General features: G+C 61.0%; 14 protein-coding genes. 10 read left to right on the forward strand and 4 right to left on the reverse strand.

What is annotated here, in order from left to right:
- The first annotated feature begins 104 nt into the window (after positions 1-104).
- The 3 genes from infB to ACILSR_RS03255 are packed head-to-tail and all read left to right on the forward strand — an operon-like array spanning position 105 to position 3,203.
- Positions 105-2,354 (forward strand): translation initiation factor IF-2, encoded by a 2,250-nt coding sequence (infB, locus tag ACILSR_RS03245; RefSeq protein WP_395748289.1) that lies wholly within the window; start codon positions 105-107, stop codon positions 2,352-2,354.
- A gap of 9 nt (positions 2,355-2,363) precedes the next feature.
- Positions 2,364-2,771 (forward strand): 30S ribosome-binding factor RbfA, encoded by a 408-nt coding sequence (rbfA, locus tag ACILSR_RS03250; protein ID WP_395748290.1) that lies wholly within the window; start codon positions 2,364-2,366, stop codon positions 2,769-2,771.
- A 48-nt stretch (positions 2,772-2,819) separates the two neighbouring features.
- Positions 2,820-3,203: a hypothetical protein gene (locus ACILSR_RS03255; RefSeq protein ID WP_395748291.1), complete on the forward strand. Its 384-nt coding sequence runs from the start codon at positions 2,820-2,822 to the stop codon at positions 3,201-3,203.
- A gap of 90 nt (positions 3,204-3,293) precedes the next feature.
- Here ACILSR_RS03255 and ACILSR_RS03260 read toward each other — a convergent pair whose 3' ends face one another.
- Complete coding sequence (locus ACILSR_RS03260) at positions 3,294-3,647, reverse strand: DUF6321 domain-containing protein (protein ID WP_395748292.1); 354 nt, start codon at positions 3,645-3,647, stop codon at positions 3,294-3,296.
- Positions 3,644-3,853: a hypothetical protein gene (locus ACILSR_RS03265; protein WP_395748293.1), complete on the reverse strand. Its 210-nt coding sequence runs from the start codon at positions 3,851-3,853 to the stop codon at positions 3,644-3,646. Before ACILSR_RS03265 ends, ACILSR_RS03260 begins: the two co-directional genes overlap by 4 nt.
- A gap of 74 nt (positions 3,854-3,927) precedes the next feature.
- Between ACILSR_RS03265 and ACILSR_RS03270 the strand changes: the two genes are divergently transcribed.
- On the forward strand, positions 3,928-4,926 hold the full coding sequence (locus tag ACILSR_RS03270) for a hypothetical protein (protein WP_395748294.1): 999 nt from the start codon (positions 3,928-3,930) through the stop codon (positions 4,924-4,926).
- Positions 4,927-4,944: 18 nt separating this feature from the next.
- Here ACILSR_RS03270 and ACILSR_RS03275 read toward each other — a convergent pair whose 3' ends face one another.
- Both ACILSR_RS03275 and ACILSR_RS03280 read right to left on the reverse strand, forming a co-directional pair.
- The gene (locus tag ACILSR_RS03275) at positions 4,945-6,675 is read right to left on the reverse strand and encodes an ABC transporter ATP-binding protein/permease (RefSeq protein WP_395748295.1); all 1,731 of its coding nucleotides are present in this window, start codon (positions 6,673-6,675) and stop codon (positions 4,945-4,947) included.
- 116 nt (positions 6,676-6,791) lie between these two features.
- A complete protein-coding gene (locus ACILSR_RS03280; protein WP_395748296.1) occupies positions 6,792-8,261 on the reverse strand; it encodes an IS4 family transposase in 1,470 nt (489 codons plus the stop codon).
- Positions 8,262-8,441: 180 nt separating this feature from the next.
- Between ACILSR_RS03280 and ACILSR_RS03285 the strand changes: the two genes are divergently transcribed.
- The 6 genes from ACILSR_RS03285 (at position 8,442) to ACILSR_RS03310 (ending at position 17,560) form a co-directional block, all read left to right on the forward strand.
- Positions 8,442-9,434 carry a bifunctional oligoribonuclease/PAP phosphatase NrnA gene (locus ACILSR_RS03285; protein ID WP_395748297.1) on the forward strand — a complete coding sequence of 331 codons (993 nt, stop codon included), beginning with the start codon at positions 8,442-8,444 and terminating at the stop codon, positions 9,432-9,434.
- On the forward strand, positions 9,412-10,143 hold the full coding sequence (gene truB / locus ACILSR_RS03290; RefSeq protein ID WP_395748298.1) for a tRNA pseudouridine(55) synthase TruB: 732 nt from the start codon (positions 9,412-9,414) through the stop codon (positions 10,141-10,143). The genes ACILSR_RS03285 and truB overlap by 23 nt, the downstream gene beginning before the upstream one ends.
- Before the next feature lie 139 nt (positions 10,144-10,282).
- Entirely contained in the window at positions 10,283-11,281 is a 999-nt protein-coding gene (locus ACILSR_RS03295) for a hypothetical protein (RefSeq protein WP_395748299.1), read from the forward strand.
- A 131-nt stretch (positions 11,282-11,412) separates the two neighbouring features.
- A complete protein-coding gene (locus tag ACILSR_RS03300) occupies positions 11,413-14,910 on the forward strand; it encodes a hypothetical protein (RefSeq protein ID WP_395748300.1) in 3,498 nt (1,165 codons plus the stop codon).
- 122 nt (positions 14,911-15,032) lie between these two features.
- Positions 15,033-17,120, forward strand: a complete 2,088-nt coding sequence (locus tag ACILSR_RS03305) for a penicillin-binding transpeptidase domain-containing protein (RefSeq protein ID WP_395748301.1) — start codon at positions 15,033-15,035, stop codon at positions 17,118-17,120.
- A gap of 14 nt (positions 17,121-17,134) precedes the next feature.
- Positions 17,135-17,560 (forward strand): DUF6941 family protein, encoded by a 426-nt coding sequence (locus tag ACILSR_RS03310; protein WP_395748302.1) that lies wholly within the window; start codon positions 17,135-17,137, stop codon positions 17,558-17,560.
- Positions 17,561-17,574: the final 14 nt, after the last annotated feature.

Below are 17,574 nucleotides of genomic sequence, written 5' to 3' on the forward strand. Positions count from 1 at the left end.
CCTACAGAGGAGCAGCCCCTGTGTCGCCATGACAACGTTTTCAAACCAACACCCAACTTACGACAAGCCCGCTTCCCACGCCGCTCGCCCGATCTCATTCTCTCATGCCCAGCAAGCCCTCATCTGCCAAAAAAAGCAAGTCCCCCGCCGACGAGGTCGGTGAAGCGGAACTGCCTGTCGATAGCACCAAGACCAAAAAAGAGGTCAAAAGCAAGGTGCTGTCGTTGATTGAGGAAAAGAAGCCCAGGGCCAGAACGGGCAACAAAGAAGCGACGTCCCTGCCACCGCTGGGGGCCAGGAAACCGGAAGCTCCCGCGCCAGAACCGGAGCCGCCACCCGCACCTGCCAAGCCCACTCTGGACGAGCGTAAGGCCGCCGCATTGAACCTCTTTGAGGATGACGAGAAGCCCAAGGTGCGCCGCCGCCCGGTGGACGAAAACGCCGCGCAGAACGCTCTGCCGCCCATCTCCCTGCTGAATGACCCCACGCCGCCGAAGCCGATCGTTCCGATCGTGCATGCTCCGCCGGCGGAGGTGCCCGCGCCGGAGTTTGAAGTTGGAGAAAGCGGTGAAAAAATCATTCACCTGAAGCCCCCGATCGTGGTGAAGGATCTGGCGGACAAGATGGGCCTGAAGCCCTTCAAGATCATTTCCGAACTCATTGCGTTCAAGGTGTTTGCCAGCGCCGACAAGGCCATCGACATCGAGATCGCCGAGAAAATCTGCGAGAAGCACGGCTTCAAGCTGGAGCGTGACAAGCGCGAAAAAGGCGGCGGCGTCCACAAGGTGGAGGAAGTCATCGTGGAGCCTGTGGCGCAGGTGGTTGAAGAGGTGGAGGAGGAGAAGCTGCAGCTGCGCGCTCCCATTATCACCTTCATGGGCCACGTGGACCATGGCAAGACCTCGCTGCTGGACGCCCTGCGCAAGACGCAGGTCACCGCTGGAGAAGCGGGCGGCATCACGCAGCACATCGGTGCGTACTGCATTTTCCACAACGGCAAGCCCATCACCTTCATCGACACCCCCGGCCATGCGGCTTTCTCCGCGATGCGCGCACGTGGTGCGAATGTGACCGACATCGTCGTGCTCGTCATCGCGGCGGACGACGGCATCATGCCCCAGACGAAAGAGGCCCTCAGCCATGCCAAGGCGGCCGGCGTGCAGCTCATGGTGGCGCTGAACAAGTGCGACCTGCCCACCGCCAACGTCATGCGCGTGAAGAGCCAGCTTCAAGACATCGGCCTGGCGCCGGTGGACTGGGGTGGTGAGATCGAAGTCATGGAAGTCTCCGCCAAATCTGGCATGGGACTGGACAACCTGCTGGAAACCATGAGCCTCCAGGCCGAAGTGCTGGAGCTCAAAGCGGACCCGAAAGCCTCGCCACGTGCGACGGTGATCGAGTCCTCGATGGTCGCGGGCAAGGGCCCGGTGGCCACGGTCATCATCGGCCAGGGCACGCTTACCGTCGGCCAGCCCTTCATCTGCGGTCCGCTTTGGGGCAAGGTGAAAGCGCTGATCAACGATCGCGGCGAGTCCATCAAGGAAGTGCTTCCTGGCATGCCCTGCGAAGTCATCGGCTTCAGTGACATGCCTCATGTGGGCGACGAAGTGGTGGTGATGAAGAGCGAGCGTGATGTCAAGAAGCTCAGCGAGGAGCGCCTGGAGGAGATCCGCCAGAAGAAGCTCAGCGTGCCGCGCCGCTCCACACTGGAGCATCTGTTTGCCAGCATCGAGGACAGCAACAAGAAGGCTCTCAAGATCGTGCTCAAGTGCGATGTGCAGGGCTCCGTGGAGGCTGTCTCCAAGTGCCTCACCGACATTCAGAGCGACAAGTGCAACCTCGACATCCTGCACAAGGAAGTCGGCGCCATCAACGAATCCGACGTGCTGCTGGCCAGCGCTTCGGACGCCATCATCATCGGCTTCAACGTCAAGGTGGAGAACAAGGCGCTCACGGTGTCCAAGCGCGAGACGGTGCAGATCAAGCTCTACTCCATCATCTACGAACTCATCGACCAGGTGAAGGAAGCGATGGCCGGACTGCTCGACCCGATTACACGCGAGAAGGTGCTGGGTCACGCCCGCGTGAAGCAGGTCTTCAAGGTGAACAAGGGCTTCGTTGGCGGCTCGGTCGTCACCAATGGCATCATGAACCGCAAGCAGCGCGCCCGCGTGCTGCGCGACGGCCAGGCAGTTTACGACGGCGGCTTCGAGACGCTGCGGCGCTTCCAGGACGAAGTCAACGAAGTGCGCAACGGCCTGGAGTGCGGCATCAAGCTCTCCGGCTTCAGCGACTACGAAGAAAACGACGTCATCGAGTGCTACGAACTCGAGAAGATCGCCCAGACGCTTTAACGAAGTTTCATGTCCCTACGAGTTGATAAAGTCCGCGAACTGATTCGCCGTGAGCTGAGCACCATCCTGGAGAAGGATTTCCGGATTGAAGACTGCCTGGTGACGATTCACGACGTGAGTCCCACGCCGGACATGAGGCAGTGCTTTGTGTATGTGGGAGTCATTGGTAAGCCGCACCAGCAGGACGCAGCCATCGAGAAGCTCACGAAGGCACGCGGGTTCATTCAGCGTGATCTGTACAAGCGTGTCAAACTTCGCAGCAGCCCGCAGCTCTTTTTCCGCCTGGACAAGTCCGTGGAGCGCGGCGTGCCGCTGCTGAACATCATTGATAATCTGCCGCCGCCGCTGCCGGATCTGCCGGCGGAAGCGGAGAAAGAGCAGGAGCAGAAAGAGGAAAAAGGGAAGAGCACGAAGTAGGGGAACGGATCTTCACACGGAGATTCGGTTGGGTGCCGTTAGGTGCCTATGAACCAGTCGGCTTCGATTCTTCCTTTGCTGCTGTTTTTCAGTGTGCTCATGGTACAAACGAAAGCCTGCGTGGCGCAAGAGAGAACACCCGCTGCAACGAACCGCCTTTCAGGGGATGCTGCGAAGCTGGCGAGGGACATCGCGGATCGTCGTGGCAGAGGCGATGTCATCACGTCCCTGAGGGACATGCACAAACTCATGAACCTGTGGTCGCCTGTGGGCCTGCCGAAGGAGCAGGTGATCCAGTGGATGGGGCAGCCCTCCTCAGGCACGGACCGGGTGATCATCTACCGCTTTGATTTTGGCGAAGGCGGCTGGCTGTGGGAGTTTGATCTGGAGAAAGGTGTTGTTTCAAAAGTGCGCAAGGTAAGCTTGGAATAGCGGGCAATTGCGCTCTGAAACATACATTGGAGACAGTTGCCGGATTAATCAGCGTCTGGGGGCCGGTCTCGCGATCGTGGCGTGACCCTTTCACGAAGCGGCTTTCAGCTTTCGATAGCGTTCCAGAAGTCGGTGGCCTTTCTCGGCAATTTTTCGGGCGGCGGCTTCGGTTTTGGGGACGGGCTCACCCCATGCGGCTGCAGTGAGTGCAAAGCGGGTCGGCTGGCCCTTCGCGTTCTTGAGTGCTGGCAGTGGGCCCTCGCGGCCGTAGAACCGGACAGCCCAGCTTCCCTTGCGCCGCATTTCGTCGGCGGTCATCTGGCCCACCGGCTTTTTCACGCCGGGCTTGAGGTGTGCGCCCTCAGTTTTGGCGAACTTCCGGCGACCGGCAGCCGTCAGGCCGCCCTTCGGGTTTTTGACGGGCTTTTTCCTCGGGGTGCTCATGGGGAGCTTTTCTTGCGGGCTGCGGCCGCCTTGCGCTGCTTTTTCGCAGCATTCATGTTATCCACGAGGCTGGGGTATTTCCGCCCGGCCTTCTTTGCTGCGGCTTTCGCCGCCGTCTTGCTTTGCGGGCTGAGCTTTGTGCGCCGGCTTTTCTTTGGAGGCGGCTTGTCCCAGGGATCCTTGGCTGCAGTTTTTCGGGTGGCCATACACTTGTGCATCGTTTGTGGCCGAGCTTTTGGCCGGGCGCGGCAAAGAGTTTGTCGCACCACCACTCTTCATCATGAAGGCCGTGAACTGGACTCGCGATGACATCGCCACGGATTTGAAATGCGGGTGGCATTTCTTCAAACCGGGCTACCGTGGGGCGCAGGGGTGTTTGTTTCCTTCCATGAAAAAGCTCCATTCATTCTCAGGCCTGTGGCTGGTGCCCGCGGTGGCGGCTGGGTGGGCCTGGGGTGGAGAATCGAACCCCGCAAAATCGCAGAAGACCTTGCTGCCCCAACCTGCGTCTGAGATGACGAAATGTGCCACGCTCACGGAGGCAGAAACTGAAGAGCAGTCCGGACTCATCCGGCAAATGCACCTGCGAGAAAAGGAAATGATGGCGAAGCGCGAGGCGGATCTCGCGGAGATCGCGGATGACAAGGCACTGCTAGACTCCGGAGACCTTTCTCCGATCTCCAAAGCGGTGGTGGCCCGGGATGTGAAACGGCTGTGGTTGTTTTTCGAATTGGCCCGCGTAAAAGGGGCACGGGCGTTTCAAACGGAGTTGAATGAGCGCATCTTTGAGCTGACGCGGCAAGGACTCGCCTCGATCCCAGGTCATGCCGTGCTGCTGGGGGATGAGGTGGAGCGGCTATCGAGTGATCCCAAGGCAGCGCAGCAACGATCGAGCGCATTGAGGTGTCTCGGCGAGCTCGGCAGCATGGAAGCCATTCAGCAGATCGCCCGCTTTATTTCCGACCCGAGGAACCCTGCGGCCGCCACGGCTGATCATGGCCGCCTGCTGCCGATTGGACTGATGGGCCGCGCCAATTTCTTCTATGCGTGCCAGGCTCTGCAACAGGCTTTGGGGGACAAATCTCCGCTGCGCGATGAAGCGGGCCGGGCCAAAAAGAGCGAGTGGGTGGAGGGCGATGACTTTGATCTCCTTCCTGCATGGTGGAAGTCTGAGGCTGCCAAGCGCTACCGCGAGTGGACTTATGATCAAGGGGCGCCGCTGCTACATCCGCGACCAATGCAACACGATCAATCGACACCGCTTCAGGATCAAAAATAGACACCTGTTTGTGTTCCTTCACAGCCGCTTCTTCAACTCCCATTCGCCCACGCTTTCCAGGCGGAGAATGTGATCGTGGAACTGCACCAAAGTCTCGCGGTGGCCGACGCTGATGAAGCCGATGCCAGAATCGAGCACCAACTGGTAGAGGCGTTTTTGATTATCTTCGTCCAGGGCGCTGGTGGCTTCGTCGAGGAAGGCGAACTTGGGCTTGCGGAGGAAGAGGCGGGCAAAGGACACGCGCTGCTGCTCGCCGAGGGAGAGGATGTTGGTCCAGTCGATGACGCGATCGAGATCTCCTTCGACGCGGTCGAGCACGTCGGTGAGGTTTACCTGCTCGACGACGCGGCGGATGGTGTCGTCGTCCGCGTTGCAGTCGTGGTCCGGGTAGCGGAGCTGGTCGCGCAGGCTGCCGGGGATCATGTAGGGGCGCTGAGGGAGGAACATGAGATGCTGCAGGGCAGGGCGCTCCAGCGCGCCCACGCCGCCGGCCCACAGCCCGGCAATGGTGCGCAGCACGGAGCTTTTGCCGCTGCCGCTGGGGCCCATGATCATGAGGCTCTGGTTTGGACTGAGCTCAAAGGTCAGCTCCTTGGCGAGGATCTTGGCCTTGTCGGGTGTGAGGACGGTGAGCTTGCAGAGCTTTACGGCGTTTCCGGCTTCATCGATCTGCTGCAGGCTTTCGCGCGCGCTGCGCTCTTCTTCGGCGTCAAAGTCATCCAGGTCATCCCACAGGATGCCGAGGCGCTGTACGCCGGCGAGGTAGGTGCTGAGGTCCTCGAAGTTGTTTGCCACGAGAGACACGGCACCGAGCACCTGGGCGAAGGATTCAATGGTCTGCGTCACCACACCGAAGGGCTTGGAGCCGTTCATGAACATGGGGGCGACGATGAGGATGGGCAGGATGAGGGCGAGGTAGTTGTAGCTGTTGCGGAAGAAGCCCAGGTTGCGGTTCCAGAAGATGATGGTGCGCAAGTTTCCCACGATGGCGGAGAGGCGGTGGATGAGGTCCCGGTGCTCGCGCTTTTCGCCACGGTAGAAAGCGATGGATTCCGCGTTGTCGCGGATGCGCACGAGGCCGTAGCGCATGTCCGCCTCCTTCTGGTACTTTTCGTATTGCAGGGACACCAGTTTCCGGCCGATGACAATGCACATGAAGGTTCCGAAGGCCGCGTACACCATTGCCAGGCCCACCAGCATTCCGGAGATGCTCCACAGCACGCCGAAGAAGCCGATGAGCGTCATCACCGACTGCAGCAGCATGAGGGCATAGGTGAGGGTGTCCGAGGTGAAGTTCCGCACGTCTTCGCTGATGCGCTGGTCCGGGTTGTCGATGCTCTCGGAACCGCGCAGGCGGTAGTAGGCGCGGTTGTTGAAGTAGCGCTTGATGAGGTGCTGTGTGAGCCATTCACGCCAGAGCAGGGCCAGCGTCTCCTGCGTCCAGCGGTAGTAAACATTGATGACGACGGCCACCACAAAGGTGAGGGCGTAGCGGCCCATGGCCTCCCAGTAGGCGTGCCAGTTCTTGCTCTCGATGGCCGTCATGAGGTCCCGCCCGGCGTAGCTGGTGAGAACGATGACGCCGGTGTAGGCCACCGAAAGCAGCAGGAGCAGAATAAGCATGCCGCGCGCCTTCACCCGCCGTTCTGATTTGAAAAACGCCCGGGTGATGGCCACGAACTGCCGCACCGTTTTGCGGAACTGTTCTTTGGCGGCGATCCGGCTGGCCGGCGTGATGGGTTCGTTCATGGTCAGGTAGCCGGCGGACGGCTGCAAAAGAAGTCACCAAACGTTCGCAGCCAGAACCCGCGGCGGCCTTGTGGAAGTGGTGCATGGCCTGTCTCGCCTGAAGGAAGCCCTGGAGCCTAACTTTTACCCACAAGTTGAGACAGCTTCCAAGTCTCCGTCATGTCATGGAGATGGTGGAGACCGCGCCATAGGACCTCCGCTCCGGGAGGCGGATCGTTCTTGCGGTCCTGGTAACCGCCCAGGCGTGCGATCCAGCGCACGGCTTGAGCAATGGTGGGACCAGGACCTGCTTGCGGCTTCTTGCGCGTGGCCCACACAACAAGCACCTCGCACTGCTCTTTCTCCAGCCATCGGGTCGCCGGAGCTTCGGGCTGCTGACGTGCCGCATCACGCAGCGCCATGAGCCTCCAGGCCACGATCATGTCCAGGCTCAGTGCACGGCGCAGCCGCTCGTAGCTGCCCAGCCGCCTCCTCTCGCACTGGCAGCCGCTTTTGAGCGTGCGATGGAACACCTCGATGTTCCATCGCCTCGCATACCAGCGCAGCTGCCGCTGCACACCGGCTGCATCCGCACAGGGGATGCTGCTGAGCAGCTTCCAGTGCAGCGGCTCGCAGCCTGCCGGTGCTTCACTCTCCACCGCTTCAATGGCCCAGAGTTTCAGCGGGGTGCTCGCACCAAAGAACCGCGCCTTGTCCCGCGGCACTCCGAGCTCCACGGGCATGCTGCGCAACGCCAGCTGGGCCCGCCGCTCCGGGCGCTTTCCCTGGGCGGGAACCATGATCTCCACGTGCGCGAGCTCGGCCTGCGCCTCAAGATGCTCCCACACGATCTGCCCGCTTTCATGCAGACGACGCGGATGCAGCGCCCGCACCAGCACCGCGCAGTGCCTATCGTGCTGCAGATTGCTCACAAAGAGCTCGTAAATGTCGCTCTCGCGGTCCGACACCATGACAACACGTGGCAGTCTTGTATCCGGGGCCTCACGCTGCCGCCACTCCTCCTGCCGGGCCGCGACGGCCTCGTAAGTGCTCACCCAGCGGTGGCTCTCACGCTCACCGAGCGCCTTGCGGTTCTTCTGCGCCTGGCGCTGCCTGCGGCTCGGCCCGTCACAGGCACGCGCCCACGTGTGGGCATGGAGCACACCGAGCGCTTCGCCGGCTTCACTCAATGCCAGCACGCTGTGAAGAAAGAACCCCTGCGCACTGCCGTTGCCCTGGCCGATGGGCCCGATGCCCTCCGTCTGGTCATGGGTCGTGTGGTTGAAGCTCGTGGTATCGGCCACCGCCAGCACGACCTCATGGCCCAGCATGCGTCCCCATGTCGCCTCACGATGGCTCTGCTCGAGGTCCACGACATTGAGCCGCTCATTGGCCAGCAGTCGGTAGGATGCCTTGGCCGCAGCCTTGCTGCGGCTGCTTTCAGGGATGGATGCCTGCGGCTGCGCCGCCCAGTCTTCGAGCATGGTGGCCAATCTTTTCACAAGACGCCTCTCAAGGCCACCAAGATGCTGCAATTCATGCCACGACCAGCCCGGCATCTCTGCCTGTCCCTTGCCCAAACCTTGCGATGACGCTGTTGATATCATCACCCACAGTTTAGTCGTTATGGTTTTTGTACAGGCCGGGTTTCTTAAACTTGTGGGTAAAAGTTAGCCTGGAGCGCAGCCTTCCGTGGCTGCTGTCTTTGCCCGTGCCAAACTTCCGTCTGGCGGCATCATCTTCGCCTTGCAGCTTTCCGGCCATGGTGCTTTGTGCGCACCCCCCGGATGCCTGCCAACTCCACCACCGCTGAAATCGTCGCCGCCATGCGCTCTGCGCAGCGCATTGCCATCGTAGCCCACGTGCGTCCGGACGGCGATGCCGTCGGCTCCGTCCTCGGGCTGGCGCTGAGTCTCCGGGCCTTGGGAAAGGATGTCATCGCCATGCTGGAGGATGGAGTGCCTTCCAATCTCGCCTTTCTTCCTGGAACGGACACTGTCCTGCAGCCAGATGCCGCCACACCGCCGCTGGGCATCGACCTCGCCATCGCGCTGGACACCGCCACGCATGAGCGCGTGGGGGAGACAACCAAGGCCCTGCTGGATGCCGCGCCCGTGCTGGTAAACATCGACCACCACCCCACCAATCCCGGCTACGGCACGCTCAATCTCATCGTGCCCACTGAGCCCGCCACCGGGCAGATCATTTACAATCTGCTCACTGAGCATGGGCTGCCCATGGATGACGCGGTGCGGCAGAATCTCTTCATCGCCATTTCCACGGACACCGGCTCCTTCCAGTTCTCCTGCACCACGGCGCGCTCCCACCGCATCGCCGCTGAGATGATGGAGGCCGGGCTGGACACCGCGCGGTTGTCGCAGCTCGTTTACCAGTCCTACCCCGTGCGGCGGCTGGAGCTCATGCGGGACATGCTCAATCACATGCAGTTCCGCGCGGAGGGCCGCATCGTGAGCTGGCAGCTCAAGCAGGAGCTGATGGACTCCATCTCCATGGAGCCCGGAGACACGGAAGGCCTCATCGACACCCTGCGCATGATCGACTCCGTGGTGAGCTGCGTCATTTTTGAAGACGTTGCCGGGGGCAAGGTGCGCGTGAGCGCCCGCTCCAAGGACAGCCGTCTGGATGTGTCCGCCATCTGCGGGCAGTTCGGCGGCGGCGGCCACCGCATGGCCTCAGGAGCGCGCATGAAGGGCCCCATCGGCGAAGCAGCGGAGAAATTTTTGCAAGTACTCGAACATGAAGTCAGACGAATTGATTAGCGGCGTCCTCCTGGTGGACAAAGGCCAGGACATGACCTCGCACGATGTGGTGGCCGTCGCACGGCGCTGCCTGAACATGAAGAAGATCGGCCACTGCGGCACGCTCGACCCCATGGCCACCGGCATGCTCATCCTTGTGCTCGGGAACGGCACGCGCCTTTCGGATCTCCTCATGTCTGAGGACAAAGAATACGTGGGCACCCTGAAACTGGGCCAGACCACCAACAGCCAGGATGCCGAGGGCGAAGTCACGGAGGAAAAGCCTGTGCCTGCCGATCTCACGCTCGAACAGGTGAAGGCTGCCTTTGACAGCATGCGCGGAGATTTCTACCAGATGCCGCCCATGGTCTCCGCGATCAAGATCGATGGAGTGCCGCTGTACAAACTCGCCCGCAAAGGCCAGGAGGTGGAGCGCGAGCCGCGCTTTGTGCGTGTGTATGATTACGAGATCACACGCTTTGAGCCGCCGTATGTGGACTTCCGCGTGGTGTGCAGCAAGGGCTTCTACGTCCGCACGTATGCACATGACGTGGGCCAGAAGCTCGGCTGCGGCGCGCACCTCAGCGCCCTGCGCCGCACGCGCTCCGGCCACTTCAAGCTGCTCCCCGGCAAGTACGTCACCTTTGACCAGCTCAAGCAGGGAAAGAGGGACGAGGTGCTGGCTTCCATGCTGACGCTGTATGATGTGAGCAAGCTGCGCGGAGCGTAGCGCGCAGCCTCCGGCGCGTGGTTTCAGCCTGCGGCAGTGCTTCTCTTGTGCTGCGCAGGTCCTTGTTTGCGGAGGGGTGAAAACTTCCGCGGGGTGCCGCTGTTTTAAGCTGTGACAGCCAACAGCGGCTGCCTCCACCATGAAACTTTGCTCACTCCGCCATTGTGCGGTGCTTCTGCTGGCGATGCAGGCTGGCATGAACGCCACAGCCCAAACGCCACCTCCGCCTTCAGCCGTCGCTCCGGCCGCCGGCGCAACTGCTCCGGCACCCGCCGCCGCCGCGATCACACCAGCCCAGGCAATTCTCAAAGCGCGGCTCGCAGGCCAGGCGCAGCGCGCCAGCCTGCTGGGCAGCGAAATCCATAATGCGGATCAGCGCATTGAGAGCCGCTTTGACGACCTGCTCACCACCCTGCGCACCGTCACGGACTCGAAGGACTCGCACACGAAGGTGACGCGGATGAAGGAGGAGACCATTGCCAGCCTGCAGCAGAGCATCAGCTACTACCAGCAGAAGCGCGCCTGGCTGAAGGAGCAGATGGTGCGCCCCACCTTCAATCTCACCCAGACGCAGAAGCAGAGCATCAGCAACGATTTTGAGGAACGCATCGAGAAGCGTGTGAAGCAGATCGTGGAGCTCTACAAATCCTTCCCGAAGCATGAGGAGTTTGCGCGTTACAAGGCCGCGGGCCACTACCGCTTTGGCGGCGTGCGCTATGTGGACAGCGAGGACTACCGGGAAAACCTGCGCCTCACCAGCCAGACGGACACGATGCGCAACAAGCTGATCAAGGACCTGAAGTCCAACATCGAACGCCTGGAGCAGGAAAACCGCACGCTGGCAGAGCTGGCCGTTAGGGCCTCCAATCCTGAACTCGGCGAGATCTATGGCGATGAGCAGCGTAAAAACGATGAACTGCGGGGCGTGCTGAAGCAGGATCTCGACGCCATCCTCGCCGGCCCCGGGGTGCCTGGGCATCCCATCAGCGGACAGGAGGCGCAGGCGCTGGACAAGATCATCAAGCACTCCATCGACGCCCTGCAGGGCGAGTTCACGCTGCTCTTCTCCCGCTATGCCGACTGGCTGACCGCAGCCTCCGCGGTGAATACGCTGCGTGCGCAGGTGGAAAAGAAGTAACGCTGCCGCACTTCTAAGGGAAGGCCGGTCGACTTCATCAGTGGCAAGAATTTCCGACTTGCAAAAGGCGGTGGTTTTTCAAGAGTAGAAATTATTCTCACGTCACTTGATGAGGTCGTTCGTCCTGCCTGATGAAATTTCTTTGTGCTGCTATTCAACTCTGGTTCCTGATGGTTTTTACGCTCGAACTTCGAGCAGTGGAAACGACGACGGCGTTAGCCAGAGCCATCCCATGGGATCAACTTGGCGTGGAGGCGCAGAAACAATGCCCAGGCGAGGGCATCGCCATCACGCCGACTGCAGAGGGCGCGTTGTTGCGTTCTTCGTTTCAGAAGCTGGAAGCTGAGGTCAAGGGGGACGGGCTATGGCTTTCCTCCACTGCAACTGCCGCAGGCCGTTCAGAGCGGTTTCGCGTGCTGGCCACCGCCCTCGGCCGCCCTGCCACTGCTCCACGGCTCCTGCCAGCCACCGGTACGGTGATGGTCACGGCTGAGGCAGCCTCCTTTGCACGCCCGGGCCTGCTGGAAGAGTATCGGGTGAGCGCAGACGGCGTGCGCCAGGACTTCGTGGTATTGCAGCGCCCGGAAGGGATGGGAGAACTGCGCGTCACGCTTGGTGTGACGGGGGCGCGGGTTGATCAGGCGGATTATGGCATCAAGCTCACGCTGCCAAACAGCGGGCGGGAGATTGGCTACAGCAAACTGCATGTGACGGATGCCAATGGGCGGGCACTCAGCGCGAGGCTGGAGGGGGTGGGGACAGATCGCATCATGGTATGTGTGGAGGATGCCGGAGCGACTTATCCCGTGCGGATTGATCCTACCTTCAGCGATTCCGACTGGGTGAGCATGAATCCGGGTATTCTTGGAACCGATGGCACGGTGTACGCCATGATCATGGATGGCAGCAGTAATCTCTACGTCGGCGGGACTTTCGCCACAGCGGGAGCAGCCTCGGCCAGCAATATTGCCAAATGGGACGGTGTGAAATGGAGTGCTCTCGGCTCTGGAGTGGATGGAGCGGTGACGGCACTGGCCGTCAACGGCACGGATGTTTATGCTGGTGGTTCTTTCATCAAAGCGGGTGGCGTGACGGCGAACCGCGTCGCGAAATGGAACGGAACTGCGTGGTCGGCTCTGGGCACGGGGGTGGACGACTCCGTGTCTGCACTGGCGCTCGTCGGCAGCACTCTCTATGCGGCGGGTGCGTTCTCCACAGCGGGAGGAGTGCCCGCCAGTTACATCGCACAATGGAATGGCAGTGCCTGGTCGGCGCTAGGTAGCGGAGTGAGCGGCAACATCAACGCCCTAGCGGTTATGGGGACTGATTTGTACGCTGGGGGAACCATCAGAACCGCCGGTGGTGTTTCCGTGAATCGCATCGCCAAATGGGATGGCAGTGCCTGGTCTGCCTTGGGGGGAGGCTTGGGAATTCGGAATGGAGTAGTCAATACGCTGGCGGTCAGCGGCACAATGCTTTACGCTGGAGGGGCCTTTCTCTACAACCCGTTTGATCCCAGGGAAGTTCAGTATAATGTCGCAAAATGGGACGGCTCTACGTGGACACTTCTCGAAACGGGGTCCGAGAACGAAGTGCAGGCGATGGTTGCGAGTGGCACGAACGTCTATGCCGCGGGGCTGTCGTCGTTATTGGGAGACATGCCTAGTGTATCGAAGTGGGATGGCAGCACTTGGTCCACTGTCGGTATTCAAACGACATGGTATGGGGCGCTCGCTATTTACGCGCTGGAGGTCAACGGGACGGATTTGTTTGTCGGGGGAAGCGTTCTGCAAGGATATGGTTATCCTTTCAGTAACAATGTTGTGAAATGGAACGGCGAAGCCTTGTCGCAGCTCTACGCTGGGATCAACGGCACCGTTCGTGCGCTGGCGGTCGGTGGTTCGTATCTCTATGCTGGCGGGGCGTTCACTGCGGCTGGTGGTGTGGAGGCTAAGGGCATTGCTAGGTGGAATGGTAGCATTTGGACTGCTTTGGGCTCCGGCGTGAATGGGACCGTCACAGCGATCTTAGTTAATGGTACCGATGTCTATGTCGGCGGCTTTTTTACAACGGCGGGCGGCGTAGCCGCCAACGGCATCGCTAGGTGGGATGGCACCGCATGGAGCGCCCTGGGGCAGGGGATGAGTGGTGCGGGAGGCGGAACTGTCAATGCGCTGGCCATGATCGGGACCGATCTCTATGCCGGAGGTCATTTCGGCGCAGCGGATGGTATCACCGCCAACAACATCGCCAAGTGGGACGGCAGTGCTTGGTCGGCGCTCGATGGGGGTCTTGGAGGAGATTTTGCTGAAGTTTTCGCGCTGGCTGTGGCCGGTACAGATCTCTATGTCGGGGGCTATTTCAGCACAGCTGGAGCAGTGTCCGTTTCCAACGTCGCCAAATGGAATGGCAGTGCTTGGAGCGCTCTCGGTTCGGGTTACCCAAACATCGTCTATTCTCTGGCAGTGAGCGGTTCGCGTCTCTATGTCGGGGGATCTAGCATTGGCATATGGGTCTGGGATGGAAGTTCGTTTTCTTCCTACATATGGGTGCCCTTCTACCCAATTTATGCGCTGCTTGTCAGCGGAACCAATCTTTATGTAGGCGGAAAGTATTCTGATTACATGCGTGGCATTGCGAAATGGAATGGCAGCACCTTGTCGGGTCTTGGTTCAGGGGTTTCAGCCGGTTACCCGATTTATTCGACTCCCACTATTGAAGCCTTGGCCACGGACTCCAATAACCATCTCTTTGTGGGTGGTAGTAATTTCACCACCGTTGGCTTTAACACTGTATCCCCCAATCTTGTGCAGGCCAATCTGCCCACTCCCACGCCCGATATTGCGGTGACGCAATCCGCTGCGCTGAGCGATGGCACTGGCGGTGTGGACTTTGGGCCGGTGGTGGCGGGGAGTGGGAGTGCGGCGCTGACTTTTACGCTGACCAATCCGGGTGATGCGGAGATCAGCGGGTTGAGCGTAAGCATTGATGGTGCGAACAATGCGGACTTTGCGGCGGGTGCGCTGAGCGACACGCATTTTGTGCCGGGGGAGAGTGTGACCTTCAATGTGACTTATGCCCCTGGTGCTTTGACGGCGGGCAGCAGCGCTGGGCTGCACATCGTCAGCAATGTGGGGGGCAGCAAGAGTCCTTTTGACATCTCGCTTAGCGGGATGGGAGTGACGGCCAATCAGGGCTGGCAGCAGCAGTATTTTGGTGTCATCACGGGGGCGGGAAATGCAGCGCCGGGGGCGGACCCCAACCACAATGGCATTCCCAATCTCATGGAGTATGCGCTGGGTGGTGATCCTGCGGGCGTTTCCTCAGGCAGTGGCGTGCTGCCGGGGGCCGGTGTGGATGCCGCGGGAAACCGACTGCAGCTTAGTTTCAACCGCTACCCGAGCCGCAATGACATCACGCTCATTGTGCAGGCGGCGGACAGTCTGGCGGGGCCCTGGACCGACCTTGCGCAGAGCGCGAACGGCGCTGCCTTCAGCGTGATCACGCCCGGTGCGAGCATCCTTGAAAGCGCCATGGGCAGCCCGCGTGCGGTTTCAGTTTCCGATCTTTACCAGACCACCGATCCTGCGCATCCGCGACGTTTCATGCGGCTCCGGGTGAGTCAGTGAAAGGTGCGCGCTGCCCGATTGGGGCCTGACCTGCGGCTTGACGGAGGGGGTGCGTCACCGCATGTTCGGAGGTCTGCCGTGTTTCCTTGTGAAGAGGGACTGGCGGCAGCCCAATTCTTCCCATGCTTCCATCGTATGATCCCACCTCGTTGCGTCTGACCAGCCGGTTTCTGGCAGCGGGTCTTTCGCTGCTGACCGTGCTCGGCCCGACATTGCAGGCCCAGGTGGTGCTGAAGGCACAGCCGGTGGTGGAGGTGGAGGACAGCAAAGCGAAGAAGGCAAAGATTACCGCGCCTGAGAAGCAGGACCTGAGTGCCTCCTGGGCCACGCAAAAAGAGGCGCGTGCCATGACCCTGAGCGTGCCTGCTCCGCGCGGCCAGATCGTGGACCGCCACGGTATTCCCTTTGCGCAGAACCGCGCCGCCAATTACCTCGCTCTGGTCATGCCGTACATGGAAGGCGCCAGCGATTCACAGGTGACCGCCTTTGCGCGCAGCACCATCGACAAGGTGAACAAGGCGCTGGGCAAGACGTGGTCCCTTTCAGACGACAAGGTGCTCATGCACTACAAGCACCGCCGCTGGCTGCCGCTGGTGTTTTCAGTGGAGGAGGGGCTGAACGTTGAGATCACGCCGGACATGGAGGAGAAGCTCAAGCCGCTGCTGGGCAGCAGTCTGGTGCTGCAGGCCGCCTACCTGCGCCATTACCCGCAGGGCACCACGGCCTGCCATATCATCGGTTACACGGGCAAGACGCGTCCGCTGCCCACGGGACCGATTGTGGATGGCGATCCGGTGTTTGAGGAAATGGAAGGCCGTGAGGGCATCGAGACCGCGTTTGACAGCGATCTCAAAGGCCAGGCGGGCATTGTGAACGTGCTCTTCAGCCCCGATGGCAAACGCCTCTCCGAAGATGTGCGCCGCACCCCGAGTCCTGGACGCAACGTGGTGCTCTCCATCGACTACAACTTCCAAAAGTACGCTGAAAATGCGCTGAAACGGCACACCACCGGCGGTGCCATGGTGATCATGGACGTGACCAATGGCGACATCCTGGCCATGGCTTCAAACCCAGGATTTGATTTGAATGAATTCGTGCCGGGCATCCGCCAGAAACGCTATGACGAGCTGACGAAGGATCCGCATCTGCCGCTCTACCCGCGCTCCTTCCGCGGCGAATACCCGCCGGCCTCCACGTTCAAGATCGTCACGGCCCTGGGTGCGCTGGACAGCGGCAAGGTGGATGCCAAGACGCAGTTTGACTGCCCGAACGCGATGGAGATCGGCGACCGTGTGTTCAAAAACTGGAACAAGGAGGGTGAAGGCTCCATGAATGTGGTCAGCGCCATCAAGCGTTCCTGCAACACCTGGTTCTACCGCGCCGCGCTGGAGTCGGGTGCCGACTACATCACGAACATGGCGCTGCGCCTTGGCTTTGGAGAGCGCACGGGCATTCCGCTCAAGGCGGAGGGAGAGGGCTTTGTGCCGACGAACAGCTACCTGCTCCAGCATCGCGGCCACAAGATGCTGCCGGGAGATCTGGCGAACATCGCCATCGGTCAGGGCATGGTGCTGGCCACGCCGCTGCAGGTGTGCCAGTGCATGGCCGGTCTGGGAGACGGCACACGCATCCCGCAGCCACGTCTGGTGCTGCAGATTCAAGACATGACGGACCGGGTGGTCATGGCCTACGAGCCGAAGGATCGCCGGCGCATCGATCTCAATCCCGAACAACGGCAGACGGTGATCAGCGGCATGGTGGCGGTGGTCAATGGCGGCGGTGGCACCGGACATGCGGCGGCGATCAAGCAGGCCGAGATCGCCGGCAAGACGGGTACCGCGCAGTGGCGCATCGCCAAGGACCAGAACCTGGCGTGGTTCACGGGTTTCCTGCCAGCAGGCAAGCCCATGTTTGCCTTTGCTGTCGTGTATGAGGGCGAGCCCGGAGAGGACATCAGCGGTGGTAAAAAGGCCGCGCCGATCGTGAACGAAGTCTTCACCAACATCTTTGAAAAAGCCCCTGCGGATGATCCCATGCTGCTGGCCATGAAGGAAGTGCCCAAGGCAACGCTGGTGGACGAGGCATCCGGCGGCGGCGGCGGTGGTGAAAAAGCGGCCCGCACGCAGACTGTGCGTCCGGCGCAGGCTGCGGCTCCACCTCCTCGCAAGGGCATCGGCGGGTTTTTCAGCAGGCTCTTTGGACGTCAGTAACCGATTCGAGTACGATGAACATCCAGCTCGCAATCGTCTGTGACTTTGCCGCCGACTACCAGGGGAAGCTCTGCATCCAGGGCGCGTTTGACACGCTCTGCGCCCAGACCTTTCCCGTGGTGCATCCGCAGTGCTCCATCGCCGTGCGGGCGATCTTTCAGGCGGAAGACGCCGGAAAGCATGAGTTCGTGATCCGCTGCGTGGATCCGGATGGCAAAGAGTGCCTGCCGCCCATGCCCGCGCAGCTGGATGTGACCTTTCCGTCATCGTTCATCCCTTTTGTTTCACGCAACATCGTGTACACGCTCCAGCGTCTGAAGTTTGAGCGCCAGGGGATGTACCGCTGGCTGGTGCAGCACCAGAGCGACACGCTGGCCAGCATTCCTCTGCGAGTGACCCTGTTTGACGAGCGCCGCTCCACCTCCGGCCCCGCAGGCTAGGAGTGGGGCAGGAG

Source organism: Prosthecobacter sp. (assembly GCF_044222565.1).
Lineage (GTDB): Bacteria > Verrucomicrobiota > Verrucomicrobiia > Verrucomicrobiales > Verrucomicrobiaceae > Prosthecobacter.